Source organism: Halomonas halophila, assembly GCF_030406665.1.
Taxonomy (GTDB): domain Bacteria; phylum Pseudomonadota; class Gammaproteobacteria; order Pseudomonadales; family Halomonadaceae; genus Halomonas; species Halomonas halophila.
Map to the genome: position 1 here is coordinate 84,966 of NZ_CP129121.1, position 26,631 is coordinate 111,596.

Annotated in this window: 25 protein-coding genes; 19 read left to right on the forward strand and 6 right to left on the reverse strand. The window is 67.1% G+C overall.

The window, feature by feature from the left end; translation table 11 throughout:
* The first annotated feature begins 228 nt into the window (after window positions 1-228).
* The 5 genes from QWG60_RS00365 to QWG60_RS00385 all read left to right on the forward strand — a co-directional run bounded on the left by QWG60_RS00365 (window position 229) and on the right by QWG60_RS00385 (window position 5,898).
* Complete coding sequence (locus tag QWG60_RS00365; protein ID WP_035599268.1) at window positions 229-531, forward strand: exodeoxyribonuclease VII small subunit; 303 nt, start codon at window positions 229-231, stop codon at window positions 529-531.
* A complete protein-coding gene (gene ispA / locus QWG60_RS00370) occupies window positions 518-1,405 on the forward strand; it encodes a (2E,6E)-farnesyl diphosphate synthase (protein WP_107180945.1) in 888 nt (295 codons plus the stop codon). Before QWG60_RS00365 ends, ispA begins: the two co-directional genes overlap by 14 nt.
* Window positions 1,406-1,440: 35 nt before the next feature.
* Window positions 1,441-3,417, forward strand: coding sequence for a 1-deoxy-D-xylulose-5-phosphate synthase (dxs, locus tag QWG60_RS00375; protein WP_146910209.1), 1,977 nt, complete (start codon window positions 1,441-1,443; stop codon window positions 3,415-3,417).
* Window positions 3,414-4,181: a co-chaperone DjlA gene (djlA, locus tag QWG60_RS00380; protein WP_046079027.1), complete on the forward strand. Its 768-nt coding sequence runs from the start codon at window positions 3,414-3,416 to the stop codon at window positions 4,179-4,181. The genes dxs and djlA overlap by 4 nt, the downstream gene beginning before the upstream one ends.
* Window positions 4,182-4,353: 172 nt before the next feature.
* Window positions 4,354-5,898, forward strand: a complete 1,545-nt coding sequence (locus tag QWG60_RS00385; protein ID WP_146910211.1) for a Na+/H+ antiporter NhaC family protein — start codon at window positions 4,354-4,356, stop codon at window positions 5,896-5,898.
* Window positions 5,899-5,980: 82 nt separating this feature from the next.
* On the opposite strand, the gene uraH is transcribed toward QWG60_RS00385, so the two are convergent.
* Complete coding sequence (gene uraH, locus QWG60_RS00390; RefSeq protein WP_046079029.1) at window positions 5,981-6,388, reverse strand: hydroxyisourate hydrolase; 408 nt, start codon at window positions 6,386-6,388, stop codon at window positions 5,981-5,983.
* Between the two features lie 141 nt (window positions 6,389-6,529).
* Here uraH and QWG60_RS00395 point away from each other — a divergent pair, with 141 nt between their 5' ends.
* Both QWG60_RS00395 and QWG60_RS00400 read left to right on the forward strand, forming a co-directional pair.
* Window positions 6,530-7,201 (forward strand): heavy metal response regulator transcription factor, encoded by a 672-nt coding sequence (locus QWG60_RS00395; RefSeq protein ID WP_046079030.1) that lies wholly within the window; start codon window positions 6,530-6,532, stop codon window positions 7,199-7,201.
* Window positions 7,201-8,580: a heavy metal sensor histidine kinase gene (locus QWG60_RS00400; RefSeq protein ID WP_222593881.1), complete on the forward strand. Its 1,380-nt coding sequence runs from the start codon at window positions 7,201-7,203 to the stop codon at window positions 8,578-8,580. Before QWG60_RS00395 ends, QWG60_RS00400 begins: the two co-directional genes overlap by 1 nt.
* 125 nt (window positions 8,581-8,705) lie before the next feature.
* On the opposite strand, the gene QWG60_RS00405 is transcribed toward QWG60_RS00400, so the two are convergent.
* From QWG60_RS00405 to ribA, 3 genes are all read right to left on the reverse strand, one after another.
* Window positions 8,706-8,996, reverse strand: coding sequence for a hypothetical protein (locus tag QWG60_RS00405; protein ID WP_046079032.1), 291 nt, complete (start codon window positions 8,994-8,996; stop codon window positions 8,706-8,708).
* A 164-nt stretch (window positions 8,997-9,160) separates the two neighbouring features.
* Window positions 9,161-9,832: a PAQR family membrane homeostasis protein TrhA gene (gene trhA, locus QWG60_RS00410; RefSeq protein WP_046079033.1), complete on the reverse strand. Its 672-nt coding sequence runs from the start codon at window positions 9,830-9,832 to the stop codon at window positions 9,161-9,163.
* A 115-nt stretch (window positions 9,833-9,947) separates the two neighbouring features.
* Complete coding sequence (gene ribA, locus QWG60_RS00415; protein ID WP_035599739.1) at window positions 9,948-10,583, reverse strand: GTP cyclohydrolase II; 636 nt, start codon at window positions 10,581-10,583, stop codon at window positions 9,948-9,950.
* A gap of 137 nt (window positions 10,584-10,720) precedes the next feature.
* Between ribA and hemE the strand changes: the two genes are divergently transcribed.
* The 3 genes from hemE to speE all read left to right on the forward strand — a co-directional run bounded on the left by hemE (window position 10,721) and on the right by speE (window position 13,163).
* Entirely contained in the window at window positions 10,721-11,797 is a 1,077-nt protein-coding gene (hemE, locus tag QWG60_RS00420) for a uroporphyrinogen decarboxylase (protein ID WP_035599742.1), read from the forward strand.
* Window positions 11,790-12,173, forward strand: a complete 384-nt coding sequence (locus tag QWG60_RS00425) for a VanZ family protein (protein WP_107180950.1) — start codon at window positions 11,790-11,792, stop codon at window positions 12,171-12,173. Before hemE ends, QWG60_RS00425 begins: the two co-directional genes overlap by 8 nt.
* Window positions 12,174-12,242: 69 nt before the next feature.
* Window positions 12,243-13,163, forward strand: coding sequence for a polyamine aminopropyltransferase (gene speE / locus QWG60_RS00430; RefSeq protein ID WP_146910216.1), 921 nt, complete (start codon window positions 12,243-12,245; stop codon window positions 13,161-13,163).
* 91 nt (window positions 13,164-13,254) lie between these two features.
* On the opposite strand, the gene QWG60_RS00435 is transcribed toward speE, so the two are convergent.
* Window positions 13,255-13,743: a hypothetical protein gene (locus tag QWG60_RS00435; RefSeq protein ID WP_107180952.1), complete on the reverse strand. Its 489-nt coding sequence runs from the start codon at window positions 13,741-13,743 to the stop codon at window positions 13,255-13,257.
* A 299-nt stretch (window positions 13,744-14,042) separates the two neighbouring features.
* Here QWG60_RS00435 and QWG60_RS00440 point away from each other — a divergent pair, with 299 nt between their 5' ends.
* Window positions 14,043-14,471, forward strand: a complete 429-nt coding sequence (locus QWG60_RS00440) for a host attachment protein (RefSeq protein WP_046079037.1) — start codon at window positions 14,043-14,045, stop codon at window positions 14,469-14,471.
* A gap of 275 nt (window positions 14,472-14,746) precedes the next feature.
* Window positions 14,747-16,894, forward strand: a complete 2,148-nt coding sequence (locus QWG60_RS00445; RefSeq protein WP_290130911.1) for a methyl-accepting chemotaxis protein — start codon at window positions 14,747-14,749, stop codon at window positions 16,892-16,894.
* 91 nt (window positions 16,895-16,985) lie between these two features.
* Here QWG60_RS00445 and QWG60_RS00450 read toward each other — a convergent pair whose 3' ends face one another.
* The gene (locus QWG60_RS00450) at window positions 16,986-17,327 is read right to left on the reverse strand and encodes a hypothetical protein (protein ID WP_146909692.1); all 342 of its coding nucleotides are present in this window, start codon (window positions 17,325-17,327) and stop codon (window positions 16,986-16,988) included.
* A 229-nt stretch (window positions 17,328-17,556) separates the two neighbouring features.
* On the opposite strand from QWG60_RS00450, the gene fliD reads away from it, so the two are divergent.
* From fliD to QWG60_RS00485, 7 genes are all read left to right on the forward strand, one after another.
* Entirely contained in the window at window positions 17,557-18,909 is a 1,353-nt protein-coding gene (fliD, locus tag QWG60_RS00455; protein ID WP_146909694.1) for a flagellar filament capping protein FliD, read from the forward strand.
* A gap of 259 nt (window positions 18,910-19,168) precedes the next feature.
* Window positions 19,169-19,987: a flagellin N-terminal helical domain-containing protein gene (locus QWG60_RS00460; protein ID WP_146909696.1), complete on the forward strand. Its 819-nt coding sequence runs from the start codon at window positions 19,169-19,171 to the stop codon at window positions 19,985-19,987.
* Window positions 19,988-20,186: 199 nt separating this feature from the next.
* Window positions 20,187-23,069 (forward strand): O-linked N-acetylglucosamine transferase, SPINDLY family protein, encoded by a 2,883-nt coding sequence (locus QWG60_RS00465; RefSeq protein ID WP_146909698.1) that lies wholly within the window; start codon window positions 20,187-20,189, stop codon window positions 23,067-23,069.
* A 12-nt stretch (window positions 23,070-23,081) separates the two neighbouring features.
* Window positions 23,082-23,648, forward strand: coding sequence for an acyltransferase (locus tag QWG60_RS00470; protein WP_222593873.1), 567 nt, complete (start codon window positions 23,082-23,084; stop codon window positions 23,646-23,648).
* The gene (locus QWG60_RS00475; RefSeq protein WP_035596915.1) at window positions 23,645-24,475 is read left to right on the forward strand and encodes a hypothetical protein; all 831 of its coding nucleotides are present in this window, start codon (window positions 23,645-23,647) and stop codon (window positions 24,473-24,475) included. The genes QWG60_RS00470 and QWG60_RS00475 overlap by 4 nt, the downstream gene beginning before the upstream one ends.
* Window positions 24,476-24,514: 39 nt before the next feature.
* Window positions 24,515-24,760, forward strand: coding sequence for a DUF2835 domain-containing protein (locus QWG60_RS00480; protein WP_307725213.1), 246 nt, complete (start codon window positions 24,515-24,517; stop codon window positions 24,758-24,760).
* A 77-nt stretch (window positions 24,761-24,837) separates the two neighbouring features.
* Window positions 24,838-26,571: a PilZ domain-containing protein gene (locus QWG60_RS00485; protein ID WP_146909702.1), complete on the forward strand. Its 1,734-nt coding sequence runs from the start codon at window positions 24,838-24,840 to the stop codon at window positions 26,569-26,571.
* Window positions 26,572-26,631: the final 60 nt, after the last annotated feature.

Consider the following 26,631-nt stretch of genomic DNA (forward strand, 5'->3'; position numbering starts at 1 on the left):
AGCCCTCCGGAAGGGCGGAAGCCTGAACCGCTGTCGGCTCGAAATGAGGTGGCTCATGCTACCACAGCGCGGAAATCCCAGGATGAAAATGCTGCGTCGCCGACTTGAGCTACGTGCATGATGAGGCGCGCAGCGGGACCGTCGGCCGGGATGCTCGGGGCAGACGACCCCCGGGGGGGAGCGTGTATACTGTCGCCCTCATGGTGGGAGCGACCGACGAGGAAAGCCATGGCGGAACAGCAAAGCCGTCCCCCGGACGAGGCCGATGGCCGGACCAGTGACGAGTCCGCGCCGGCGGACTTCGCCGCGACCGTCGAGCGCCTGGAGGCGCTGGTGGAGCGGCTGGAGTCCGGCGAACTGACGCTGGAGGGTTCGCTGGACGCCTTCGAGCAAGGCGTGCGCCTGACCCGTGACGCCCAGCGCCGCCTCGACGAGGCCGAACTCAAGGTCCGTACCCTGACCGAAGGCGAGGGCGGCGGCATCGACCTGCAGCCCTTCGCCCCGCCCGCGGAGGACGATGGTGAACGCTGACACTCTGGTGGCGCGACTGGCCGCCGATCGCGCACGGGCCGATGCCCGCCTGGAGACGCTCTTCGCCCGCCCGGCGGTCGCCGATGCCCGCCTCGAGGCGGCGATGCGCCACGGCGTGCTGGTCGGCGGCAAACGGCTGCGGCCGGTGCTGGTCTACGCCGCCGGCCGCGCCCTGGGCGCCGCCGATACCGAGCTGGACGCCCCGGCCGCGGCCCTGGAGCTGGTCCACGCCTACTCGCTGGTCCACGACGACCTGCCGGCGATGGACGACGACGATCTGCGCCGTGGCCAGCCCACGGTGCATCGCGCCTATGACGAGGCCACGGCGATCCTCGCCGGCGACGCCCTCCAGGCGCTTGCCTTCGAGGTGCTGGCCGAGACCGCCCATCCGCGGCTGCCGGCGATGATCGCCACCCTGGCCCACGCCGCCGGCCGTGACGGCATGGTCGCCGGCCAGGCGCTGGACCTCGCCGCGGTGGGCGGCCACCCTGACGTCACCGCGCTGGCCACCATGCATCGCCACAAGACCGGCGCGCTGATCCGCGCCGCGGTGCGCCTGGGGGGACTGGTCGCGGTGACCGAGGACGATCCCCGGCTGGCCGCCATGGAACGCTACGCCGAGGCCATCGGCCTGGCCTTCCAGGTCCACGACGACGTGCTCGACGTCACCGGCGATACCGCTACCCTGGGCAAGGCCTCCGGCGCCGATGCCGCCCGCGCCAAGCCCACCTACCCGAGCCTGCTGGGCCTCGAGGGCGCCCGCGCCCGGGCCGATGAGCTGGTCGAGGAAGGCGTGGCGGCGCTGGCGCCGCTGGGCGAAGCCGCCGCGCCCCTGGCCGAGCTGGCCCGATACATGATCGAGCGTGACCACTGAGGCGGCCTCCGGCCGCCCTGACAGATAGAGTCTTCATGAAGCTGTTCGATGACATTCCGCGCGAGCGTCCGGCCACGCCGCTGCTCGACACCCTGGAAACGCCGGCCGCCCTGCGTGCCATGGACGACGCCCAGCTCGCCCGGGTGGCCGACGAACTGCGCGCCTACCTGCTCTACAGCGTGGGCGTCTCGGGCGGCCACTTCGGCGCCGGCCTCGGCGTCGTGGAGCTCACCGTGGCGCTGCATCATGCCCTGGAAACGCCCCACGACCGTCTGGTGTGGGACGTCGGCCACCAGGCCTATCCGCACAAGATCCTCACCGGGCGCCGCGAGGCCATGACCGGCATCCGCCAGTACGGCGGGCTGGCCGCCTTCCCGCGGCGCGCCGAGTCCGAGTACGACACCTTCGGCGTCGGCCACTCCAGCACCTCGATCTCCGCGGCGCTGGGCATGGCGCTGGCGTCCCGGGCCCGCGGCGAGAACCGCCGCGCCTGCGCGGTGATTGGCGACGGCGCCCTGACCGCCGGCATGGCCTTCGAGGCCCTGGCTCACGCCGGCCACGTCGACGCCAATCTGCTGGTGGTGCTCAACGACAACGAGATGTCGATCTCCGAGAACGTCGGCGGCCTGGCCAGCTATCTGGCGCGCATTCTCGCCAGCAAGCCCTACACCAGCATGCGCGAGGGCGGCAAGAAGGTGCTCTCGCACCTGCCCGGCGCCCTGGAGCTGGCGCGGCGCACCGAGGAGCACATGAAAGGCATGGTCAGCCCGGCCACGCTGTTCGAGGAGATGGGCTTCAACTATATCGGCCCCATCGACGGCCACGACCTGCCGACGCTGGTCCACACCCTGCGCAACATGCGCGACATGGACGGCCCGCAGTTCCTGCACGTGAAGACCCGCAAGGGCCGCGGCTTCCTGCCCGCCGAGGCCGACCCCATCGGCTACCACGCCATCACCAAGCTGGAAAAGGGTGAGCCGGAGAAGAAGGACACCCCGCCGCCGCTCAAGCCGGCGCCCGCGCCTGCGCCCGAGCCGGAACCCAAGCCCAAACCCAAACCTAAAAAGTACTGCAACGTCTTCGGCGACTGGCTGTGCGACATGGCGGCGGCGGACGAGCGGCTGATCGGCATCACCCCGGCGATGCGCGAGGGCTCTGACCTGATTCGCTTCTCCCAGGAATACCCGGAGCGCTACTTCGACGTGGCGATCGCCGAGCAGCACGCGGTGACGCTGGCCGCCGGCATGGCCTGCGAGGCCATGAAGCCGGTGGTGGCGATCTACTCCACCTTCCTGCAGCGCGGCTATGACCAGCTGATCCACGACGTGGCGGTGCAGGAACTGGACGTGACCTTCGCCATCGACCGCGCCGGCCTGGTCGGCGAGGACGGCCCGACTCACCACGGCGCCATGGACCTGTCCTTCCTGCGCTGCGTGCCGGGCCTGGTGGTGCTGGCGCCGGCCGACGAGGCCGAGTGCCGGGCCATGCTCAGTGCCGCCTACCATCACGACGGCCCCGCGGCGGTGCGCTATCCGCGCGGGACCGGCCCGGGCAGCGAGATGCCCGAGCACCTGGAACCGCTCGCCATCGGCGAGGCCGAGCCCCGGCGGCGCGCCGGCGGCGAGGGCCTGAAGATCGCCCTGCTGGCCTTCGGCAGCCTCAACGGCCCCGCCGCCGAGGTGGCCGAGCGACTCGACGCCACCCACCTGAACATGCGCTCGGTGAAGCCGCTGGACCGCGACGCGGTGCTGGCCGCCGCGGCCGAGCACGACCTGCTGGTGACCCTGGAAGAGAACGTGGTCGCCGGTGGCGCCGGCAGTGGCGTCAATGAGCTGCTGATGGCGGAGGGCCACCGCGGCGCGGTGCTCAACCTGGGGCTGCCCGACGCCTTCGTCGAACACGGCAAGCCCGCCGAGCTGCTGGCCGAGTGCGGCCTCGACGCCGACGGCATCGAGGCGGCGATCCGCCGCCGGCTGGCGGGCGATGCGACCGAATCGGGAGAAGCCCCATGAGAATGATGATCTTCATCGGCGCCCTGCTGGGCTTCCTGGTCGGCGGCCCCATCGGGCTGCTGGTCGGCGGCGGCCTGGGCTACTGGCTGGCGCGCCGCCTGCGCAAGAGCATGCTCGGCAAGCTGGCCGGCATCCAGGCGCAGTTCCTCGAGTCGACCTTCGCGGTCATGGGCTGCCTGTGCAAGGCCGACGGCCGGGTCTCCGAGGACGAGCTCGAGGCCTCGCGCACCCTGTGGGACCGCCTGCGCCTCAACGAGCAGCAGCGCGCCAAGGCCCGGGCCGACTTCACCCGCGGCAAGGCGGCGGACTTCGATCTGGACGCGGAGCTGGCCAAGGTGCGCCAGATCGTCGGCGCCCAGCCGGCGCTGCGTCAGGTGTTCCTGCAGGTGCAGCTGGCGGCGGTCGCCGCCGACGGCCAGATGCACCCCGCCGAGCACGAGATGCTGATGCGGGTGATGCGCGGCCTGGGCTGCTCCGAGGAGGAGATCGCCCGCATCGAGGCGATGCTCCGCGGCGGCGGTGGCGCCGGCGCCGCGGCCGAGTCCGGGCCGACCCTCGAGGAGGCCTACCAGGTGCTGGGCGTGTCGTCCGAGGCCAGCGACGCCGAGATCAAGAAGGCCTATCGCCGTCTGATGAGCGAGAACCACCCCGACAAGCTCGCCGCCAAGGGCATGCCGGAGAGCATGCGCGAGGTGGCCAAGGAGCGCACCAGCGAGATCGGCAACGCCTACGAGCGCATCCGCAAGGCCCGCGCCGCTGCCTGACCGCACGCACCTCACCAGGCACCATCACCACAAGCCCTCGGCCTCGGTCGGGGGCTTCGTGCATCGGCCGGGAGGCGAGATCGTGCTTGCCGGATCGTCGCGCGCCCCCTAGGATGCGCGGCGCCTCGCCGTGACCGCGGCGAGCGACACGACGATCCCGGAGATTCCCCTGATGTCATTCGGAGCCTTTTCCCTCCTGCCGCCCGTGCTGGCTATCCTGCTGGCGCTGGTGACGCGCAACGTCATTCCGGCGTTGTTCTGTGGTGTCTGGCTGGGCGCCACCATGCTGGCGGGCGGCAACCCCGCGGCCGGCCTCTACAACAGCTTCGGCGACTTCATCATTCCCAGCGTCGGCGACGAATGGAGCGTCACGGTGCTGATCTACTGCGGCCTGTTCGGCGTGCTGATCGGCGTGCTGCAGCGCACCGGCGGCGCCCAGGCGATCGCCCGCGCGATCTCCGCCCGGGTCGCCTCCCGGCGCGGCGCCCAGGGCGCCACCCTCGGGCTTGGCGTGCTGATCTTCTTCGAGGACTACTTCAACGCCCTGACCGTGGGCAGCGTGATGCGGCCGATCACCGACCGGCTGCGGGTGTCCCGCGAGAAGCTGGCCTATATCGTGGACTCCACCTCGGCGCCGATGTGCCTGCTGGGGCCGGTCTCCACCTGGGTGGTGTTCGTGATGGGCCTGATCGGCACCCAGCTGACGACCATGGGGCTCGAGGGCTCCGAGTACCTGATCTACCTGTCGTCGATCCCGCTCAACTTCTACGCCTGGCTGGCGCTGGGGCTGATCGTCTTCCTGGTCGTCACCCAGGGCGATTACGGCCCGATGGCTCGGGCCGAGCAGCGCGCCCGTACCACCGGCGAGGTGATGGCCGAGGGCGCCAACCCGCCTTCCGGCCACGAGGTCGAGGAGATGGTCTCGGTGCCGGAACACCAGGCCCGCAAGCGCAACATGCTGGTGCCGATCGGCGTGCTGGTGGGGATGATTCCCCCGCTGTTCCTGTGGACCGGAGGCTACCCCGAGAACGATCTGGTCACTGCCGTGGGCGAGGCCGACGGCGGCCAGTCGATCCTGATCGCCACCTTCGTGGCGGTGGCCGTGGGGCTCGTCATGGGCATGGCCCAGAAGCTGTTCGACTTCCGCGAGGCCATGGAGATCGTGGTCGACGGCATCAAGAGCATGACCCTGGTCTACATCATCCTCACCCTGGCCTGGTCGATCGGCAGCGTGACCACCGAGCTCGGCACCGCCGACTACCTGGTGACCCTGGCCGAGGCCAGCATCGCGCCGAGCCTGGTGCCGGTGCTGCTGTTCCTGATCGGCGCCCTGGTGGCCTTCACCACCGGCACCTCCTACGGCACCTTCGCCATCCTGATCCCCATCGCCATGCCGGTGGCCATGGCCATGGACCTGCCGCTGGCGCTGGCCATCGCGGCGGTGCTCAGCGGCGGCATCTTCGGCGATCACTGCTCGCCGATCTCGGACACCACCATCCTGTCCTCGGCGGGGTCGTCCTGCGACCACATCGATCACGTGCGCACGCAGCTGCCTTATGCGATCACCGCGGGCCTGGCCGGCATCCTGGCGTTCTTCGTCGCCGGCCTGTCCGGCAGCGCCCTGATCGGCGGGGCCACCGGTGCCGTCGCGATGGTGGCCACGGCCCTGGTGCTGCGTCGCTGCTGGGGCCTGTCGGCCGAGCGGGCCGGTGCCTGACCCCGCCGAGCGCTCGCACGTCCACATGCGAAGAAGCCCTCGACCTCGGTCGGGGGCTTCTTGCGTTCGGGGCCGGCCCCGCCTAGCTGCCGCGGTAGGTGGAATAGCCGTAGGGGCTCAGCAGCAGCGGAATGTGGTAGTGCTGGTCGGTGTCGGTCACCTCGAAGGGCACCGGGATCTCGGGGAAGAAGGTCCGGGTGTCGTGATCGGCGAACCAGTCGCCGGTCTCGAAGGTCACGCGGTAGACGCCCGGGGTGAAGGCCCGGCCGTCGGGATAGAGCGCCGAGATGCGGCCCGACTCGGCGGTGGTGCCGGTGGCCAGGGCCTCCCAGCCGCTCTCGGTGCGCTGCTCGAGCTGGACCTCGACGCCCGGGGACGGCTGGCCGGACTGGATGTCGAGCACGTGCACGCTGAGCGGATTGTCGGCGGCCAGGGCCGGGGCGGCGGCGCACAGGCCGAGGGCGGCGATCAGCGTTCGGGAAAGGCGCATGGGAGAATCTCCTGTGGGGATGGAGACGCCAGCCTGACAGCGCCTCGCCGTCGCCTCCCTGACGGCGAGATGACGACTTTGTAATGGGCAGCCCGCGCGCGACGGGCTAGCCTGTGGCGTCATTTCACGAGGGCCCGATCGATGCGCATCCTGATGGTGGAGGACGAGAGCAAGACCGCCGACTACCTGGCCCGGGGGCTGGGCGAGGCCGGCTATCGGGTCGAGGTGGCCCGGGACGGGCTGGACGGCCGCCACCTGATCGAGGAGGCCGACTTCGACCTGATCATCCTCGACGTCATGCTGCCGGGTCTCGACGGCTGGGAGCTGCTGCGCCTGATCCGGCGCCGCAGCCAGGTGCCGGTGCTGTTCCTGACCGCTCGGGACGCCGTGGAATATCGGGTCAAGGGGCTGGAGCTGGGTGCCGACGACTACCTGGTCAAGCCGTTCTCGTTCGTCGAGCTGCTGGCCCGGGTGCGGACCCTGCTGCGCCGTGGCCCACCCCGCGAGCGGGAGCGCTTCCAGGTGGCCGACCTGCACATGGACGTGCTGAAGCGGCGGGTGACCCGGGGCGAGTCGCGGCTGTCGCTGACCAACCAGGAGTTCGCCCTGCTGCAGCTGCTGCTCGAGCGCGAGGGCGAGGTGCTGTCGCGGACCCTGATCGCCGCCGAGGTATGGGGGATGAACTTCGACAGCGACACCAACGTGGTCGAGGTGGCCGTGCGGCGGCTGCGGGCCAAGGTGGACGATCCCTTCCCGCGCCGGCTGATCCACACCGAGCGCGGCATGGGCTACGTGCTGGAGGAACGCCCGTGATGCGCGTGCCGGCCTCCCTGTCGCTGCGGCTGTCGCTGCTCTTCGCCCTGGTGACCCTGCTGCTGCTCGGCGGCCTCGGGGCCTATCTCTATCACGCCCTGGGCCAGCAGATCGCCTGGCGCGACGACCGGATGCTGCAGGGCCGTCTCGAGCGCATGGAGGCGCTGCTGGACGACGGCGAGAGCATCGCGGCGCTGCGCCGCCGGCCGCTGCTCTACGCCAACATGCTGGGCAATCGCGAGAGCCTGCTGTGGATGCTCGACGCCCGAGGCGCGCCGCTGATCGAGGTCAACCCGCCGGGCCTGCCGGTGCCCGCGCTGCCGCCGGCCCCGGAGGGACGGCTCGGCGAGCATCCCGCCGTCGCATCGACGCGGCTGGCCTGGCGCAGCGTCGAGCACGACGGGCGCCGCCTGACCCTGGTGGCCGGCAAGACCCTCGAGGAACGCGAGCGCATGCTGGCCGCCTATCGGCTGCGGCTGTGGCTCGCCATGGGCGCGGGCGCGGTGCTGGCCTGCGGGCTGGGCTGGGTCGTCGCCCGGCGCGGACTGCGTCCGGTCAGGCGGCTGGCCGAGCGGGCGCGCACCATCGACGTGGCGCATCTGCATCAGCGGCTGGAGGCCAGCGACGAGACGGCGGAGCTGCGAGAGCTGAGCCGCGCGCTCAACCAGATGCTGGCGCGTCTGGAGGAAGGCTTCGCCCAGCTGTCGCGCTTCTCCGAGGACCTGGCCCACGAGATGCGCACGCCGCTGGGCAACCTGCTGGGGGCGACCCAGCAGGTGCTGCAGCGGGAACGCTCGCCGGAAGAATATCGCCAGCTGCTGGGTTCCCACGTCGAGGAGTACGAGCGCCTCTCGCGCATGATCGAGACCATGCTGTTCCTGGCGCGCACCGAGCAGCCGTCGAGGACGCTGCCGCGTGAGGCGATCGAGCTGCGGGCGCTGGTCGAGCCGCTGTGCGACTACTTCGAGGGCATGGCCGAGGACGATGGCCGCGCACTGATCAACTGCACGCAGGGGCGGGTGACGGCCAACCTCGACCTGCTGCGCCGGGCGCTCGCCAACCTGATCGACAACGCGCTGCGCCATGGCGACGGCGGCACCGAGATCCGGCTGGTATCGCTCGCGGAGGACGGGTGGCTGCGCATTGGGGTGGTCAGCCACGGGGCGCCGATTCCCGATGCGCAGCGGGAGCGGCTCTTCGAGCGCTTCTATCGCGGTGATCCAGCACGGTCGCGGCCGGCGGGCACCGGCGGCCTGGGGCTGGCCATCGTGCGCTCCGTGGCGCAGCTGCACGGCGGGGAGGCCTGGTGCGAAAGCGACGCGGCCGCTACCGTCTTCTGGCTCAGTCTGCCGGTGGACGGCGGTCGAGCCGCCAACTGAGCGCTCTGGCAGCTTGTGCCAGCACAAAAAAGCCCCCGACCGAGGTCGGGGGCTTCTTGCATCGGGACGCCGGGATGCGGTCGCGATCAGGCTAGCGGCGGACGGCCGGGGGCGAGGTTCCTTCCTCAGCCCTGAGTGGCTTGGCGGGCCAGCTCGGTAGCATTGTCGCTGGAGGCGATGTGGGTCTGCTGCTGGCGAGCGTTCAGCCGCAGGCGCGCCTGGGCCATGGCCTCGCTGGCGCCCCAGGTGGCGACGACGTCTTCCTGGCTGGCGTCCTGCGCCGCGGCGCCCTGGGCGGAAGCGGTGGACAGCGGCTGCTGGTTCAGCGTCAGGGCGCGTTCGGACGCGTTGTCGGCCTGGGCGGCGAGGGGCAGGGCGGCGAGCAGCAGGCTGGCGGCGATCATCTTGGTCTTCATGGGGGACTCCTCTCTCGAATCGGTATCTGGTACGTGTGGCATCCGGTGTGTCCCGGGCCGTTCGATGTGGAGAATAATAGTAGCATGCTAAATGTAATCAAAGACACATTTAGCTATGGCAGCGATAAGATCGGCCTATCCGACGATGTCGAATGGATGGGGCGTCAGCCCGAATAGGGCAGCACGTCGACGACCACGGCGGCGAAGTGGCAGGCGCTGCCGCCCATCACGCACAGGTGCCAGGCCGCGTGGTTGAAGGGGATGGCGCGGACGGCGAAGAACACCAGGCCCAGCGAGTAGGTCAGCCCGCCGCCGACCAGCAACGCGAGGCCGGTGGCGGTGAAGGCGGTGGGCAGTTCACCGGCGGCCAGCACGATCAGCCAGCCCATCAGCAGGTAGTTGCCCATGTGTAGGCCGCCCAGCGTGAAGGGACGCATGAGTTTCAGGCCGATGCCGGCCACGGCCAGGGTCCAGATCACCGCCAGCAGCGGCGTGCCGACGGAGTCGCGCAGGTTGACCAGCAGGAAGGGCGTGTAGGTGCCGGCGATCAGGGCGTAGATCGCGCAGTGGTCGAGCATGCGGAAGGCGCGCTTGAGGCCGGGATGGCGCGTGCCGTGATAGAGGGTGGAGGCGGTGTAGAGCAGCACCAGGGTGGTGCCGTAGAGGGAGACCGCGGTGAGCTTGTAGGGGCCGTCGTTCAGCTCGCGGCTGCCCAGGGCGATCAGCGTGACCAGGCCGGCGACGCTGAGCAGCGCGCCCACGCCATGGCTGACGCTGTGCAGCAGCTCCTCGAGGAGCGAATAGCCGGGGTCGTCGCGGGGCGAGGGTCGAGGCATGACGGGCACCTCCCTTTGTCCTTCGACGGCGGCGTCGAAGGGGAGGTTCCCGTCAGTTCACTCCGCTGAGACGGTGTCCGAACGTCGGCGAGCGCAGACGCGGCTCGGGCAGCGCCTAGGACTTGCGTTCGATATCCACGTCGCTGGCCTGGGTGAAGTCGTCCAGGGCCATCATGTGGCCGAGCTTGCCGGCCTTGGTGGAGAGGTAGTGCTCGTTGTGCGGGTTGAGGCCGGTGGTCAGGCTGACCCGCTCGCTGACCTCGACGCCGACCCGGGTCAGGGCATCGACCTTGCGCGGGTTGTTGGTCATCAGCCGGAGCGCGCCGATGCCCAGCCGTTCGAGCATCGGCAGGCAGAGGTCATAGCGGCGCAGGTCGGCATCGAAGCCGAGCTGCTCGTTGGCTTCCACGGTGTCGGCGCCTTGGTCCTGCAGGTGATAGGCGCGGATCTTGTTGAGCAGGCCGATGCCGCGGCCTTCCTGGCGCAGATACAGCAGCACGCCGCGGCCCTCGGCGGCGATGCGCTTGAGCGCCTCCTGCAGCTGATAGCCGCAGTCGCAGCGCATCGAGAACAGGGCGTCGCCGGTCAGGCACTCGGAATGCACACGGCCCAGCACCGGCGCGCCATCGTCGACGTCGCCCAGGGTCAGGGCGATGTGATCCTTGCCGGTGGCCTCGTCTTCGAAGCCGTGCATGGTGAAGGTGGCCCAGGGAGTGGGCAGCCGGGAGGCGGCGATGTAGCGAATCGTCACGGTGTACCTCGATGCATGACCATGGCGTGGCCGATGGGTATTCCCGCATTCTATCAGGACGATGACGGGCTCACGAGCAGCCCGTGCGGTTCCGATGGGGTACAATGTCGCCACATTTTCCGTGGATGAGCGCCCGCATGGAACTCAAGAACGATCGCCTTCTGCGCGCCCTGGCGCGGCAGCCCGTGGACCGCACCCCGGTGTGGATGATGCGTCAGGCCGGCCGCTACCTGCCGGAATACCGCGAGGTACGGGCCCAGGCCGGCAGCTTCATGGACCTGTGTCGCGATCGCGATCGCGCCTGCGAGGTCACCCTGCAGCCGCTGGAGCGCTATCCGCTGGATGCCGCCATCCTGTTCTCGGACATCCTCACCATCCCCGACGCCATGGGCCTGGGGCTCTACTTCGAGACCGGCGAGGGACCCAAGTTTCGCAAGCCGGTGCGCACCGCCGAGGCGGTGGACGCGCTCACCGTGCCCGACGCCGAGCGCGACCTCGACTACGTGATGAACGCGGTCTCGACCATCCGCCGCGAGCTGGGCGGCCGGGTGCCGCTGATCGGCTTCTCCGGCAGCCCCTGGACGCTGGCCACCTACATGGTGGAAGGTGCCTCCAGCAAGGACTTCCGCCACGTCAAGGCGATGCTCTACGACACGCCGGATACCATGCACCGGCTGCTCGACACCCTGGCCCACGCGGTCACCGACTACCTCAACGCCCAGATCCGCGCCGGCGCTCAGGTGGTGCAGATCTTCGACACCTGGGGCGGGGCGCTCTCGACGCCGGCCTACCTGGAGTTCTCGCTGCGCTACATGGAGCAGATCGTCGCCGGGCTGATCCGCGAGCACGAGGGTCGCAAGGTGCCGGTGATCCTGTTCACCAAGAACGGCGGCCAGTGGCTCGAGGAGATGTCGGCCTCCGGCGCCGATGCCCTGGGACTGGACTGGAGCACCGAGCTGTCCGTCGCCCGGGAGCGGGTCGGCCATCGCGTCGCCCTGCAGGGCAACCTGGACCCCAACGTGCTGTTCTCGCGGCCGTCGGCGATCCGCGCCGAGGTGGCGCGCATCCTCGACAGCTACGGCGAGGGCCCCGGCCACGTGTTCAACCTCGGTCACGGCATCAGCCAGTTCACCGACCCGGATCACGTCAGCGCCTTCATGGACGCCCTGCACGAGCTGAGCCCGGCCTATCATCAACGCATCGCCCATGACTGAGCCGGCTCGGCTCACCGCCCTGCTGCGGCGCTGGCACGACCGGCGCCGCCTGTGGGCCGGGCTGGCGCTGGCCGCCGCGCTGACGGTGGCCTGGGGCAGCCTGGTGCCGGGCGATGCGCTGCCGCGCTCGCTGCCCTGGGACAAGCTCAACCACTTCCTCGGCTATGCCGCCATCGCCGGGCTGAGCGGGCTGGCCGGGCTGCGCCTGACACTGGCCTTCGCGGCGGCGGCGCTGTTCGGCGTGGCGATCGAGTTCGCGCAGATCGCGGTGCCCGGGCGCTTCGGCGGCGATCCCGCCGATATCCTGGCCAACGCCCTGGGCGCCGGCTGTGCCGTGCTGGTGCTGTGGGGGCTTCGCCGCCGTATCATGCGCTAGATGCTGACGCTTCTGCCGGCCGCCGCGGCGGTCATGGTTTCCTTTTACTCGTCATCCTGAGGGTTTCCGATGAGCTCCTCTCTTGATACCGGCCCCGACGCTGGCCTCGATTCAGGCCCCGACGCTGGCCTCAATTCCGCTGATTCCGGCTGGTTCACCGAAGTCTTCGACAGCCACGGCAGCGCCTTCTCGCTGAAGGTGTCCGAGAAGCTGCACGAGGTGCAGAGTCCCTATCAGTACCTCGAGGTCTACGCCACCGCGACCTTCGGCCATCTGATGGTGCTCGACGGCTGCGTGATGCTGACCGACCGCGACAACTTCCTCTACCACGAGATGATCGCCCACCCGGCGCTGTTCACCCACGCCGACCCGAAGCGCGTGGTGATCATCGGCGGCGGCGACTGCGGCACCCTGCGCGAGGTGCTGCGCCATCCGGGGGTCGAGAAGGTCACCCAGATCGATATCGACGAGGAAGTGACCCGGGCCTCCGAGCGCTTCTTCCCGGCGCTCGTCGAGTCCAACGACGACCCGCGCGCCGAGCTGCGCTTCGACGACGGCGTGAAGTGGATCGAGGAGGCGGACGACGACAGCATCGACGTGCTGATTATCGACTCCACCGACCCGGTGGGCCCCGCCGAGGGCCTGTTCAAGACCGACTTCCTGCGCCGCTGCCATCGCGTGCTGCGCCCGGGCGGCGTGCTGGTGCAGCAGAGCGAGTCGCCGCTCTATCACAGCGGCTCGATCATCCGCGAGCTGCGCCATGACATGCGCGAGGCCGGCTTCGACAGCGTCGCCACGCTGCCCTTCCCGCAGCCGGTCTATCCCTCCGGCTGGTGGAGCGTGACCCTGGCCGGCAAGGCGACCGATGTGGCCACCTTCCGCGAGGTGGAGGCCGCGGCCAGCGAGATGCCGCTCGACTACTACACCGTCGAGGCCCATCGCGGCGCCCTGGCGCTGCCGCCCTTCATGCGGCGGCTGTTGAACGACTGACGCTGGCGTGCAGCGCTCATAGCAACGAACCCCGGCCAAGGCCGGGGTTCGTCGTTTCATGGCGGGGCGACCGCTGTGCGGCAGACAGCGCCTACAGCCGCGGCTCGTTGGCGGGGGCCGGTTCCGCGTGGCCGCCGGCCAGGTCCAGGCTCGGCTCGTCGTGGCGACGCGGTGGCGGCGCCTGGCGCGCCACCCGGGCCGGGCTCAGCACCGCGTCTTCGGCGTCGACCTCGCGGCCGCCGGTCACCCGAGCGTGCTGTCGATCGTGGACCGCGGGTCGGCGCTCGACCGATCGGGTGACCACCGCACCGGCGGAGAAGCCGGCGCGCTGGGCGGCCAGGTGATGGGGCAGCAGCCACAGCTCGGCCAGCAGGCGCAGGGCGACCATAGCCAGCAAGATGACGCCGCCGCCCAGGGTCAGCTCGGGCCAGGCCGACAGCCAGTCGGTCTCCGCCAGCCAGGGCGTGTGCGGCGCCAGCCACAGGCCACCGGCCGCCAGCAGGCCGAGCTGCAGGACGGCGTGGCAGAACAGCAGGGTGCGGCGCGGCAGGGGATGCCGCGGGAACAGGAAATGGCGCATATCGAGTCCTCCGGGAGTCGGCCGTCGGGAGGCCGGGTAGTCGTGCCGGCGCTCCGTGCCGGCGAGGGCGGCATCCTATCCCAGCCGGCGGCCGCGCGGCAGTGTCCGCGGATGCCGACGCCTGGGAGCCTGTCGGGCTTGACGCTGATCTATTGCAAATCCCGGGCCTTCGGCCGACGTCATTCGATCGCTCTCGCTCCTGGTGTCGCCGTTTGACGCTGGGCGTCTGCTTGCCAATGCTGTGGGGATGGGAACGAAGTCTTCCTCCCGCTCATTCACCGCGTTGGCAAGGAGCGACTATGACGACCTATATCGTGGTGGCCGATGCCGCCAGGGCCCGGGTGTTCACCCGCGACGCCCTACAGCTGGAAGAGAAGGACAGCCTGGTGCACGCCGAGGGTCGCCTGCACGAGGGCGACCTGGTGACCGACCGCGAAGGCGACGTGCACGAATCGTCCGCCACCGCCGCCCGTTCCGCCGGCGGCGAGAGCACGGCCTCCGACCATCACGAGGTCCTGTTCGCCCGTGAGGTGGCCGACCGCCTCTACCGGGCGCGGGTCGAGAACACCCTGGAGAAGCTGATCCTGGTGGCGCCGCCGCGCTTCCTGGGGCTGCTGCGCGACAAGCTCGACGGCCCCACCGCCAAGACGGTCATCCACTCCCTGGCCAAGGATCTGACCAAGGCCAGCGTCGAGGACATTCGCGAGGCGGTGAGCGACCTGCGCTGAGCCGGCGGCGACACGCGGCAACGGTTTTCCGCCCGGGGACGTCAAGTCTCCGGGCGGTTTGCCGATAGGGGCAGGGAACGGCGTTATCCCGCGTCGTCACAACGAACAATGGCTCGGCGCGGCCACGCGCCGGCATCGCACTTCCTTGTCCCGATACGCGAGAGTTCCCATGACCCCTCATGTCCCGATGCGCGGGGTGGCCCGGCCACCTCGCCGACCCCTGCCGAGCGTCCGCCTCACCGGCGCCTCTTCGCCAGAACGCCAGGAGGCCGGCCATGCAGTTTAAGTCCCTGCGTACCCATGTCGCCCTGCTGGTAGGGCTGTGCATCCTGCTGGTGGCGGCGGTGCTGGTCGGCTATGCCACCGTGTCCGCCTCACGCTCCCAGGCGCTGGTGGCCGATCAGGCCGGCGAGCTGCTGGAGGAGAACGCCGAGCAGCGCCTGCGGGCGCTGGCCGAGGCCCGCAGCGAGGAGATCCAGGGCGAGCTCGAGGGTGCCCTGGCGGTGGCCCGCGGCCTGGCCAACACCAACGCCCTGATGGGCAAGCAGGACGACGAGGGCCGGCCGCGTCTGACCATGGGGCGTCGCGAGCTCTCCAACCTGACCCGCGACGCCGTGGTCGAGAATCCCGACCTGCTCGACGCCTTCATCGGCTGGGAGCCTGACGCCTTCGGTGCCGACGCCTACTTCGCCGACATCGAGGACGGCGGCTACGGCGACGACGGCCGCTTCATGCCCTGGTGGTATCGCACCGCCGACGGCGATATCCGGGTGCTCGCGCTGGGCGACGGCATGGAGAGCGAGGAGCTCGACGATCTGGGCATCCGCCAGGGCGAGTATTACCTGTGCCCGAAGGAAACCGGGCGCACCTGCGTCATCGATCCGCACTATTACGACTACGACGGCGAGCGCAAGCTGGTCACCTCCTTCAACGTGCCGATCCAGGTCGACGGTGAGTTCCGCGGCGTGGCCGGCGTGGACTTCGACGTGGCCTTCCTCCAGGGCCTGCTCACCGAGGCCAACCAGGGGCTTTACGACGGCGTGGGCGACATGGCACTGGTGGCCTCGCGCGGCATTCTCTCCGCGGCCACCCAGGCGCCTGACGCGCTGGGACGCGCGGCCGCCGACTCGCTGGATGAATCGACCCGCGAGCCGCTGGCCGCCGCCGCCAACGGCGAGACGGTCTATCGCTTCGACGAGGAAGCGGGCCGCTTCGAGCTCTATCGCCCCTTTACCGTCGGTGATGTGCCCGACCCCTGGGTGCTGGCGATCCGGCTGCCCGAGGACGCCGTGCTGGCGGGCCTGCACAGCCTCGAAGGGCAGCTGGCCGATCAGCGCCAGGCCGACTTCTGGGGCATGACCCTGGTGGGGCTGATCGTGGCCGGGCTGGGGCTGCTGGCGAGCTGGCTGATGGGCAGCGCCATCGCCCGGCCGCTGCGCCTGCTGGCCGATCGCATGCGCGAGATCGCCTCCGGCGACGGCGACCTGACCCGCCGGTTGCCGATCCGCGGCCGCGACGAGAAGGCCGAGCTGGCGCGCCAGTTCAACGCCTTCGCCGACAAGGTCAACGACGTGCTGGTCGACGTGCGCGACAGCAGCGAGTCGGTCAACGTGGCGGCCACCGAGATCGCCCAGGGCGGCCAGGACCTGTCGCGGCGCACCGAGAACGCGGCCTCCAGCCTGCAGCAGACTTCGGCCTCGATGGAGGAGATCACCGGCACCGTGGAGCAGACCGCCGAGTCGGCGCAGCAGGCCAGCGGGCTGGCGAGTTCGGCCAGCGAGGTGGCGCGTCGCGGCGGCGAGGCCATGGGCCAGGTGCGCGAGACCATGCAGGGCATCACCGAGTCGTCGCGCCAGATCGCCGAGATCGTGAAGATGATGGACAGCATCGCCTTCCAGACCAACCTGCTGGCGCTGAACGCCTCGGTGGAGGCGGCCCGGGCCGGCGAGCAGGGCCGCGGCTTCGCGGTGGTGGCCGGCGAGGTGCGCCAGCTGGCCAGCCGCAGCGCCGAGTCGGCCAAGCAGATCCGCGAGCTGATCGACACCTCGGCGACCCGTACCGAGGAAGGCGAGCGCCAGGTGCAGGTTGCCGGCGAGACCATGGAGGAACTGGTGCAGAGCGTCACTCGCGTGGCCGACGTGCTGGGCGAGATCACCAGCGCCACCGGTGAGCAGAGCGACGGCATCGGCCAGGTCAACGTGGCGGTCTCGGAGCTGGACAACATGACCCAGCAGAACGCCGCCCTGGTGGAGGAATCGACCACCGCCGCCGAGCACCTCAAGGCTCAGGCCGATCACCTTGCCCAGCTGGTCGGCGGCTTCACCCTGGCCCAGCGCTCCACCGGCGGCGCCCCGGCCCTGAGCGGTGGCCAGGCACGCCCGGCGGCGCTGCCGCACACGCACCGGGAGGAAGAACCGGCCTGAGGTGTCGGAGCCTTTCGCTCCCTCTCCCGAACGGAAAAGCCCGGCCATATGTGCCGGGCTTTTTGGTGTCTGAAGCAAAGGCGGGGCCGCGTCAGGTAGCGAGCTCCTGAGCCCGACGGTAGAGCATACGGGCGCTTTCGACGGCCACGGTCTCGTGCGCATCGAGCGTCAGCGAGGCGTTGCTGTTTCCTCCGCCCTGCCGTGCGGCCTTCATCTGCTGAGCGTAGCGCGACATCAGATGCTCGAGATTCATGCGTATCATGGTGAGCTTCAGCTCGAACTCGGCCTGAAGCTCCTCCAGGCCGACACGCTCGGCGGCATTCGCGCAGCGCTCGATGTGGTCTTGCAGCGTGTTGTCCACAAGCCGCTCGGTGGCCTGGAATCTGGGGATAAGGTCGTGGGTGATGTCGTGGACGGAGATGGTGTCGGTCATCAGTAGCTTCCTTGCATCTAGCAGATGGTCGCCCAATAAAGCCTTCCTCGATGGCCTGGGCGTTTGCGATGAGCCCCTACTCGGCCTCTCCGAGTCATACTTTAGACTTTGCGTATAGATGTCCGCTTTATGACGGATTCATGGTTGTGGCGATGAGGCTCAAGTAAGGTGCGTGTCGGCCGATAGATCCAGAAGATTCCAAACAGCTTTCATCGTGGAGGTGATTACCATGGCAGCCATTTCAGCACTCGGCGTCGGGTCCGGTCTCGATCTCAATGGCTTGCTCGATCAGCTGCGCACGTCCGAACAGCAGAAGCTTGTGCCGATCTCGGAGCAGAGAACGGAAGAGAAGGCCAAGATTTCGGCCTATGGCAGGCTGCAATCCGGCCTCGAGAAGCTGCAGGGCGCGGTGGATACGCTCAATGATGCGTCGACCTACACCAACCTCACGGCGAATGTACAGGGTGAAGGCATGACGGCCACCGTCGGCGAGGATGCCAGTGCGGGGCGCTACGAGATCACCGTGAATCAGACCGCCCGGGCCGGCAGCCTGGCCAGTGTGGGCGTGAGTGATCCCGACGCTGCTCTGGTCGGCGCGGGAGGCGACGAACTGACCCTCACGTTCGGTGACGGCAGCACCAGTGGCCCTATCAGCCTGGGGGAGGGTGATTCCCTCGAGGACATCCGCGATGCCATCAACGCGGATGAGACGGCAGGCGTCGATGCCTCCATCATCAATGACGGCACCAGTTCGCGTCTGGTGCTCAGCTCGCAGGAGAGCGGTGCTGCTGCGGGGATCGAGAGCATGTCCTTTGCCAATGGAACGCTGGCCGGTGATGCCAGCACGAAGCAGGCGGGCCGAGATGCTTCGCTCGATATCAACGGCATCGCCATCACCAGTACCAGCAATACCGTTGAGGATGCCATCCAAGGGGTGACGCTGGAGCTGGAGCCCTCGTCAGCGGGGGAGACCATGAGCCTGGTGGTCGAGCCGGATACCGAGTCGCTCAAGGAGTCGGTGCAGGCCTTCGTCTCGGCGTATAATGAGATGAAGTCCACGGTGGGTCGTATGACAGAGGCCACCGGCGACGTGGAGACCGCCGGCGAACTCGTGGGTGATCGAACGGTGCGCACCATCCAGTCGCAGCTCAGTCGTGACCTGACGAATCCTGTCAGCGGTGGCGATCTGGAGATCATGTCGGCCGTGGGCATTTCTCTTGACGAAAACGGCCGCCTGGAGCTGGATGAAGGAAAGCTGGACGAGGTGATCGCCGACAATCCACAGGGGCTGCAGGACTTTTTCGCCGGCACGACCGAGGAAGGCGGTTTTGCCGGGCGCTTGGCGGGCAGCCTCGACAACATGCTCGATAGCGAGGGCATGGTCCAGCGTGCCATCGATACGTCCGAGGGTCAGGTCGGGCGTCTCGAGGATCGTTTCGATCGCACCGAACAGCGGATCGAGCGTACCGTGGAGCGCTATCGCAGCCAGTTCAGCCAGCTGGATGGACTGATCGCCCAGATGAATTCCACCAGCGCCTATCTCTCGCAGCAGCTTGCCGGGCTCAATATGCAGAATAGCTAAGTCGTTCTGCTGGATGATCGTGCATGGCCCCGGCCCTCCGGCCGGGGCCATGTGTTTCGGATGACGGCGATGGCGGAACGAGAGGTGGTGAGGACCAGCAAAAAAATGCTTGTGTCCCCTAAAGTTTCCTCGCTGGACACCGTTATAGGGAGTAACGGCCAACGGCGCCGTTGTGGCAGGGCCCAATGCCGGGCCGTCGATCAAGACCCGAAACGGGCCTCCGCCACTGGAGCCCTCAACAGCTAGGAAGGTAATCACCATGTCCGTGATCAATACCAACATCACTTCTCTGATCGGTCAGAACAACCTGCGTTCTTCCCAGGATATGCTGGCCAAGGCCCAAGAGCGTCTGTCCTCCGGCATGCGCATCAACAGCGCCGCCGACGATGCCGCCGGCCAGGCCATCGCCAACCGCATGAGCGCTCAGATCACCGGTATGAGCCAGGCCAGCCGTAATGCCAACGACGGCATTTCTCTGGTGCAGACCATGGAAGGTGGCCTCGACCAGATCAGCGACAACCTGCAGCGTATCCGTGAGCTGGCGGTCCAGGGTGCCAACGACACCAACACCGCGGCTGACCGCTCCTCCATCCAGCTGGAGATCGACGAGCGCGTGTCCGAGATCACCCGCGTCGCCGAGTCCACCAAGTTCAACGGCACCGAGCTGCTGAGCAACGCCACTACCCTGAGCATGCAGATCGGCGCGAACACCACTGCCGCCGACCAGATCGACGTCGATACCGTCAGCATGACTGCGTCGGATCTGAGCGTTCAATCTCTGAGTGTGGCTTCCTTTGCTAGCTCTCAGTCTGCCATCACCGCCGTCGACTCCGCACTGCAGCAGATCGACGATCAGCGCGCGACCCTGGGTGCGACCCTCAACCGCTTCGACTCCGTGGTCCAGAACCTCGAGAGCAACAGCACCAACCTGACCGAGGCGCGTTCCCGCATCGAGGATGCCGACTACGCGGAGGAGGTGTCCAACATGACCAAGGCCAACATTCTCCAGCAGGCCGGTACCTCCATGCTGGCCCAGGCCAACCAGACGCCTCAGAGCGTGCTGTCCCTGCTGGGCTAAGCATCACCCGGCACCGCGGCTTATGTCGCGAACACAAGAGGCTGGCCTTAGGGCCAGCCTCTTTGTGTTTCAGGAGCGCAAAACTCCGGAAAGTGGTCGCTCCCAAGGGGTATTCGAGCGAGTGCCGTGGACGGCTAGTCGCTACTGTGGCGAGCATCCCGCGAGACCATCCTAAATCGACCGGCAAGGTGGTGTGCCCATGGCCAGGAAAAAGACAAGTCGTCCATTGAACAACCAATCTTCACAGGCCGCGAATGGCCTGAAGCAGGCTGATGCGAAGGCCTTCGAGTCGGCATTCTCTCGCGGGGACTATCCTCGAGCTCTCAAAGCAGCCAATGCTCTGGTGCAGCGTTCACCGGACTCTCCTCAGGTGCACGAGTGGCAGGCCAATGCTCTGGGACGCCTGGAGCAACTGGATGAGGCCGTCGAGGCGATGCAGCGAGCGGTCGAGCTCGTCAAGGAGCCGAGCGCCGATCATCGACTGAAGCTGGCGCAGTACCAGGTGTTGGCGGGGAAGGCTGCTCGAGCCGTGGAGGTGCTGGAAAGCGTCGTCGCGGATGAGCCCGAAAATGTTGTGGCCCTGGCCTGGCTAAGCCGTGCTTACCATCAGCTTGGTCAGAATAGCCGTGGCCTGGAGGTCAATGACCGTCTCATGTCGTTGGATGACCGCCATGAGGAAGGTCTTCTGTGGCGCTCTAGAATCCTTGATCAGCTTTCCAGGCACGACGAGACGATGGACACGCTTTGGAAGCTTCAAGAGGTCAATCCGAAGCGGGTCGGTGTACATAATCATATCGCTTCGCTTTTCACTAAAGAGGGCGACTATGATGAGGCTGAAGGACATTTTTATAGAGAAGTCGAGCTGGACCCGGCTAATGGGAAAGTACACTCGAATCTCTGGATGACATCGCACTACAACCCGGCTTATAGCGGCGCTGATCTCTTCCGGATGGCCGTCGAGTGGGATAGGCAGTTCGGCGAGCGTTCGTCATTAGGGCGGGCCTCCACGGAACGCGATGTCGGAAAGCGGCTGCGTGTCGGTCTGCTGTCGGGCGGTTTCAGGATGCATCCTGTCGGCCAGATGATCCTGCCAGCCCTGCAGAGCTTGCCGGCCGATCAGTTCGAGCTGATGTTCTACAGTTCTAACCAGTACATCGACAAGCTGACCCAGTCCATGCAGGTCATGGCGCTTCGATGGCAGTCCATCGAAGGGTTGAGCGATGGCCAGCTGGATCAGAAGATTCGCGAAGACGAGATCGACATCCTGATCGATCTCAACGGCGCCGGAGACGGGAGTCGGTATCGTACGTTGACACGTGAGCCCGCTCCCCTGATCGTCAAGTGGGTGGGTGGCCTCGTCGATACCACTGGGCTCGAGAGTGTCGATTACCTGTTGAGCGATCACATCGAAACCCCTGTGGGCGTCGATGATCGCTACACGGAAAAACTGATCCGATTGCCCGACGACTATATCTGCTACCACATTCCCCGCCATGCGCCTGACTGTAATGCACTGCCAGCCCTTACGAACGGGTATATTACCTTTGGCTGCCTGAACAATCCTGCCAAGCTGTCGGCTCCTCTGCTCGAGGAATGGGCGACTCTGCTCCATGAAGTTCCGAACAGCAAGCTGCTGCTTCGTGGTATTCAGTTCGAGAGCGAGCGTTTCCGAAACAAGATTACGGCCACCTTCACCGGACATGGTATCAGTGAAGACCGGCTCCTGCTGGAGGGGCCTGCCAAGCACGCAGAGTTCCTGGAGACCTACCAGCGCATCGATATCGCCCTGGATACCTGGCCGTACTCTGGTGGCTTGACGACCTGTGAATCGCTGCTGATGGGCGTGCCCGTCGTTACGCGGACAGGACCGACCTTCGCCGGGCGCCATAGCGCCACGCACCTGGTCAACGCCGGACTGCCTGAGCTGGTCACCGACAGCTGGGAAGATTTTCGAGCACGGGTGAAGGAACTGGTCGCTGATCTGCCCAATCTGGCGGTCATCCGCGCCGCCCTGCGCACCATTTTGCTGGATTCGCCCGTTTGCGATGGGCCGCGCTTTGCCAGCCACTTGACCACGGCGCTGCGTGCCATCTGGCAGCGTCATTGTGAAGGCAAGGCGCCGGAGGCCCTGAGTTTCCGCAAGAGCGGTGCGGCACGGTTTGCCGATGAGGAGGCTCCCGTCAAGCTGGCCCTGGCGGCTCCAGGGCAGGGGGTCGACTGGCAGCTCGAGAGCCCCGTTCTGGCCGTGGATAACGGTGCCGTTCTGGCCTCCAGGCCGGATGCGCGAGAGCTGCTGGGCAGCGGCCGTGTCGTCATGCTGAGTTTCGATCCGGCCGGCAAGATGGAAACGGTGGACCATCTTGCCCAGTATGGCGAGATTCAGCACTTCCCCTATACGGCGCTGGGTAATGGCCAGCCTGCAACTCTCTATATGGGCGAGGAAGTCGAACCGACATCGCTGCCTCCGGTCGATTCTGAAGATGATGTGGAAGCCCATGAAATTCCTTCGATAGCGCTCGACAGCGTCGAAGGGTTGCCGGCCATCGACGTTCTCGCTCTGGATGCCCGTCACGATAGCCTCGGTATCCTGCAGCATGCGTCGGAAGCACTTAAGAATACTCTGGCGGTTCAGGCCGGCGTTGTCCTGGAGCCTGCTTCGGAGCAGCATCCTGATTTTTCAAATGTGCAGTCGCTGATGCGCAAGCAGGGGTTCCGATTCCACTGTTTCGTTGGTGAGAAGAAGAAGAGCTGGTTCCCCGATGATATGGCCATCGAGCCCCGAATGGCTTCCGAAGTGGAGTCTGTCGAGGCACTTTTCATTCCCGGTCATGAGCGTATGAGAAGCTTGAGTGAGGCACAAAGGGTCAGGTTCGCCTTTATTCTGCATGCCATTTTTGGTGCCAAGGACGTGGCATTCCGTATCCTGAACGAGATGGATGGAGGCCTGGCCGCACAATACCTCGAGAGTGAGCGGCTCGTGAAAGTCAGTGATGAATCAGAGTGTGTGGCGGCTGTGTCGGCGATTGATGAAGAAGACACGATCGCCGGAGAGCTGGAAAAATTAATGAGCGAAGCATACTGAGGTGAGATGATGATGCCGCCGATCAACAAGAACCCGGATCTAGAAAATCGAGGTACAGGCCGCCAGGAAACGCCAGCTGCCTCGTCTCGAGAAAGTGATTTCATGGCGCTCCTTAAGACGGCAAAGAAGAATGAGCTGGCTGCCATGGCCAAGCTTCTGATGCCTTTCATCGCTCAGGCGGAGCTGGGGCAGCTTCGAATATGGGGGGACTCCAGCCGGCTCCATCTGGAGCGTGCGACGATCTCTGTCAACGATCTTCTGGTCAATACCCGTTCCGGCCATGTCACCGTCGAGGCTGATTGTTTCTTTGGCCATCGCTGCATGCTGTTGACCGGGACCCACGACTACACCAAGACGGGGCGTGAGCGCCTTCTGGCGGTGCCGGATTCCGGTCGGGATATTCATCTGAAGCAAGGCGTATGGCTCGGCTCCGATGTCACGGTGCTTGGCCCGGCCGTGATCGGTGAGAATGCCGTGATCGCCGCCGGCAGCCTGGTGACGGGAGACGTACCGGCCAACACCATCGTGGCCGGGCGACCGGCAAAGCCCGTGAAGAAGATTGACGGGACTGCGCTATGAAGCCGACCAAGAACCTCGTGTTTACCGTGACACACGGCAGAACCGGCACCACCATGCTGACGGAAGTCTTCAAGATGTTTGATGACACGTTGTCGGAACATGAGCCGGAACCCAATTACGCAACCGTTTTTCCGGCCGTCAAGGATGATCCACGACATGCGTTCGGCTTCCTGGAAAAGAAGCTGGCACATATCGATGGCATCGCTCCGTCGAGCTATGTGGAAACGAGCAATGTCTTCGGCAAGGGCTTTTTGATTCCTCTCCTGAGATTGGGCTTGAGGCCGGGGCTGATTTTTCTGAATCGAGAATTCCGGGAAACGGCAAAGAGCCTTTATAAACGCGGCAGTACTCCGATGCGAACCGAGCGGGGCAGGCATTACTCCGCTGATCCAAGAGTGCCCGGGAGCCTCCCTGTCTTTTCTCCGGAGCAGCTGTCGGACTATCAGCTATGTTTCTGGGGTGTGCTGGATTCCTACTATCGTCAGCTCATGGCTCGCGATATCTATGATGCCGAGGGGGGCGTCTACCACTGGGTGACCGCCACCGACTTCCATGACTTCGAGACGACGCTGGAGGTGGGGCGGAAGTTCGGTCTCGGCGTCAAGGACATCGAGGCGGCCAGAGCGTTCCACGCCTCCGTCACGCAGGAGCACCACAACCCGAACCGCGGCGGGCGAAGCGCCGATGGCATGGAACTGACTGCTCAGGAAGTCGAGGTCCTCGATCGTGTCTCGTTCTTTGCGCCAGGCTTCGTCGATGATGTGCTGGGAAGCCGGTTCATTGACCAGGGAGTCGTTGATGCCATCCACGGGGGAGCGGAGAGCTAAGCACGTGAGCGTTGCCGTGCTTCCTCGTGTGTGGCTCAGATGTCACTCTTATCATTCACCATGCCCACCATCGATATCGCCTTGAGCCTCACCCCCGCCGCCTGCCTGGCCCACTACGAGGGCCGGGCGGGCGTCGTGCATACCCGCAGCTTGGACGGTCGCAGCGTGCAGTTCCCCGCCGAGGCACTTCGCCGAGTGGTGGCCCGGGACGGGGTGAATGGTGTCTTCCGGCTATATTTCTCCCCTGAGGGGCGCTTCGAGGGCATCCTGCGTCTCTCGTCCTAGTCCTTGTGCTCAAGCTTTTCCACCACCGGCCGATAACCCTCGATCTGGTGAAAGAATGATCCGCGAGAGGCACAGGGATGGCAGAGGACGGTTACACCCGCATCGACAACCCCATGGAGATCGAGACGCTGCTCGAGACGCTCAGCGAGCCGGGCGGCGCTTCGCTGCAGTTCGGTGAGCAGGGCGAGCCGATGCCCGTGCTGCTCGCCGGGCTGGAGGCCGGCGAGGCGCTCGAGCTGGATATCAGCGCGGTCAGCGAGATCGCCGGCGAGCTGAGGGGCGGCAAGGCCTTTCGCCTGCTCGGCCAGGCCCACGGCAAGCTGGTGCGCACCCCCGAGATGACCATGGAGCACTGCAGACAGGACGATGGCCGCTTGCTCTGCCGCTGTGCCTATCCCCATCGCCTGGAGGTGCTGCAGCGTCGCGACACCTTCCGCGCGCGGCTGCGGCTGGGCATGGAGGTCAGTGCCGTCCTGCGCGATGCCGAGGGTAACCGTGCCCAGGGCGATCTCAAGGACCTGTCGCTCGAGGGCTGCCGGCTGGAGCTGCCGCTGTCGGCGACCAACCTGCTGGCCGAGGCGCCGCTGCCGCTGGATATCGCGCTGTGTTTCCCCGATGGCACGCACTTCCAGGCGCGCGGACGAGCGCGACATCGGCGGGCGGACACCGAGCGACAGACGTTGACGGCCGGCTTCCAGTTCGAGGGCCATGGTCCCGAGCAGGAGCGCCGGCTGTGGTATTTCGTGCGCGAGATCGAGCAGGAGGCGGCCCGCCACATCGAGGGGGGCGAGGCCACGCGGCCGCCGTCGCCGCTGTTCCAGGGGCCGGCCGGCGCCGAGCCGAAGGTGGGGCGTCGCGGCGCTCAAGGATACGCCACGCCGATGACACGCCGCCTGGCGCATGTCGCCGGCTATCTGGACACCCAGCTGCTCGAGCTGCGTGAAGGCGGGGAGATCGATGGCGTACAGCTGTCGCGCCATGCCGATCGCCTGTTACGGCTACACGAGGAGGACCGCGAGGGGCTGCTGTTCGCCTGCGATGCCCTGTATGGCGAATCCTGGCTGGTGGGGCACGGTCTGGGGGTGGCAGTGCGGCTGCTCGATCTGGTCGGCCGTGACTCGGTGCCTCAGGAACTGCGCAAGGCGCTGGTGGCGTCCGCCATGGTCCATGACCTGGGCAAGGCGCTGTTGCCGGATGACGTCTGGCGGTCTGCCATGCCCGACGACGGCGGTTCGCCGGAGCTGCATGAACACGTCGCCCTGCTGGAAGCGCGCATGGGCGGCTGCCAGTGGCTGTCGACGGCGGTATTCACCTCGGTGGTGCGCCGCATCAGCGAACGCCTGGACGGCAGCGGCTACCCGGCCGGTGTCACCGGCGAGGTGCTCGGCGAGCTGGAACGTGCCGCGGCGGTGGTCGATGCCGTGGATACCCTGCGTCGCCCACTCGGCGAACGCCCTGCCTGGCGCGTCGGGGCCATCTATCGCTACCTGCTCGGCCGCGAGCAGGCCTTCGACTCGCGCTGGGTCAAGCGCTACATCCGCCGCTTCGGTCTCTACCCCATCGGCACCCTGGTGCGCTTCGACGGAGGGCAGCTGGCCTGGGTTCAGGGGCTCGACGATGACGGCCGGCCATCCCGGGTCCAGCTTGCCGGCGGAGTCGAATCGTCGGGCGAGGGGCTGCATACGGTCCTGGGTGACAAGGCGCTGGAGGGCGAGGTGCTGAAAGGCGAGGTCACTCGTCGCCTCGGCGAGCCGCGCGAGGAAGTGCGCGTGGCTAAAGTCGCCACGGAGGCCGCCGATATCCCGAATTAGACCGTCCAGCGGGTCATGTTCGCCTGACTCGTGCCCCCGTCGGCTGTCAGACTGGCGACG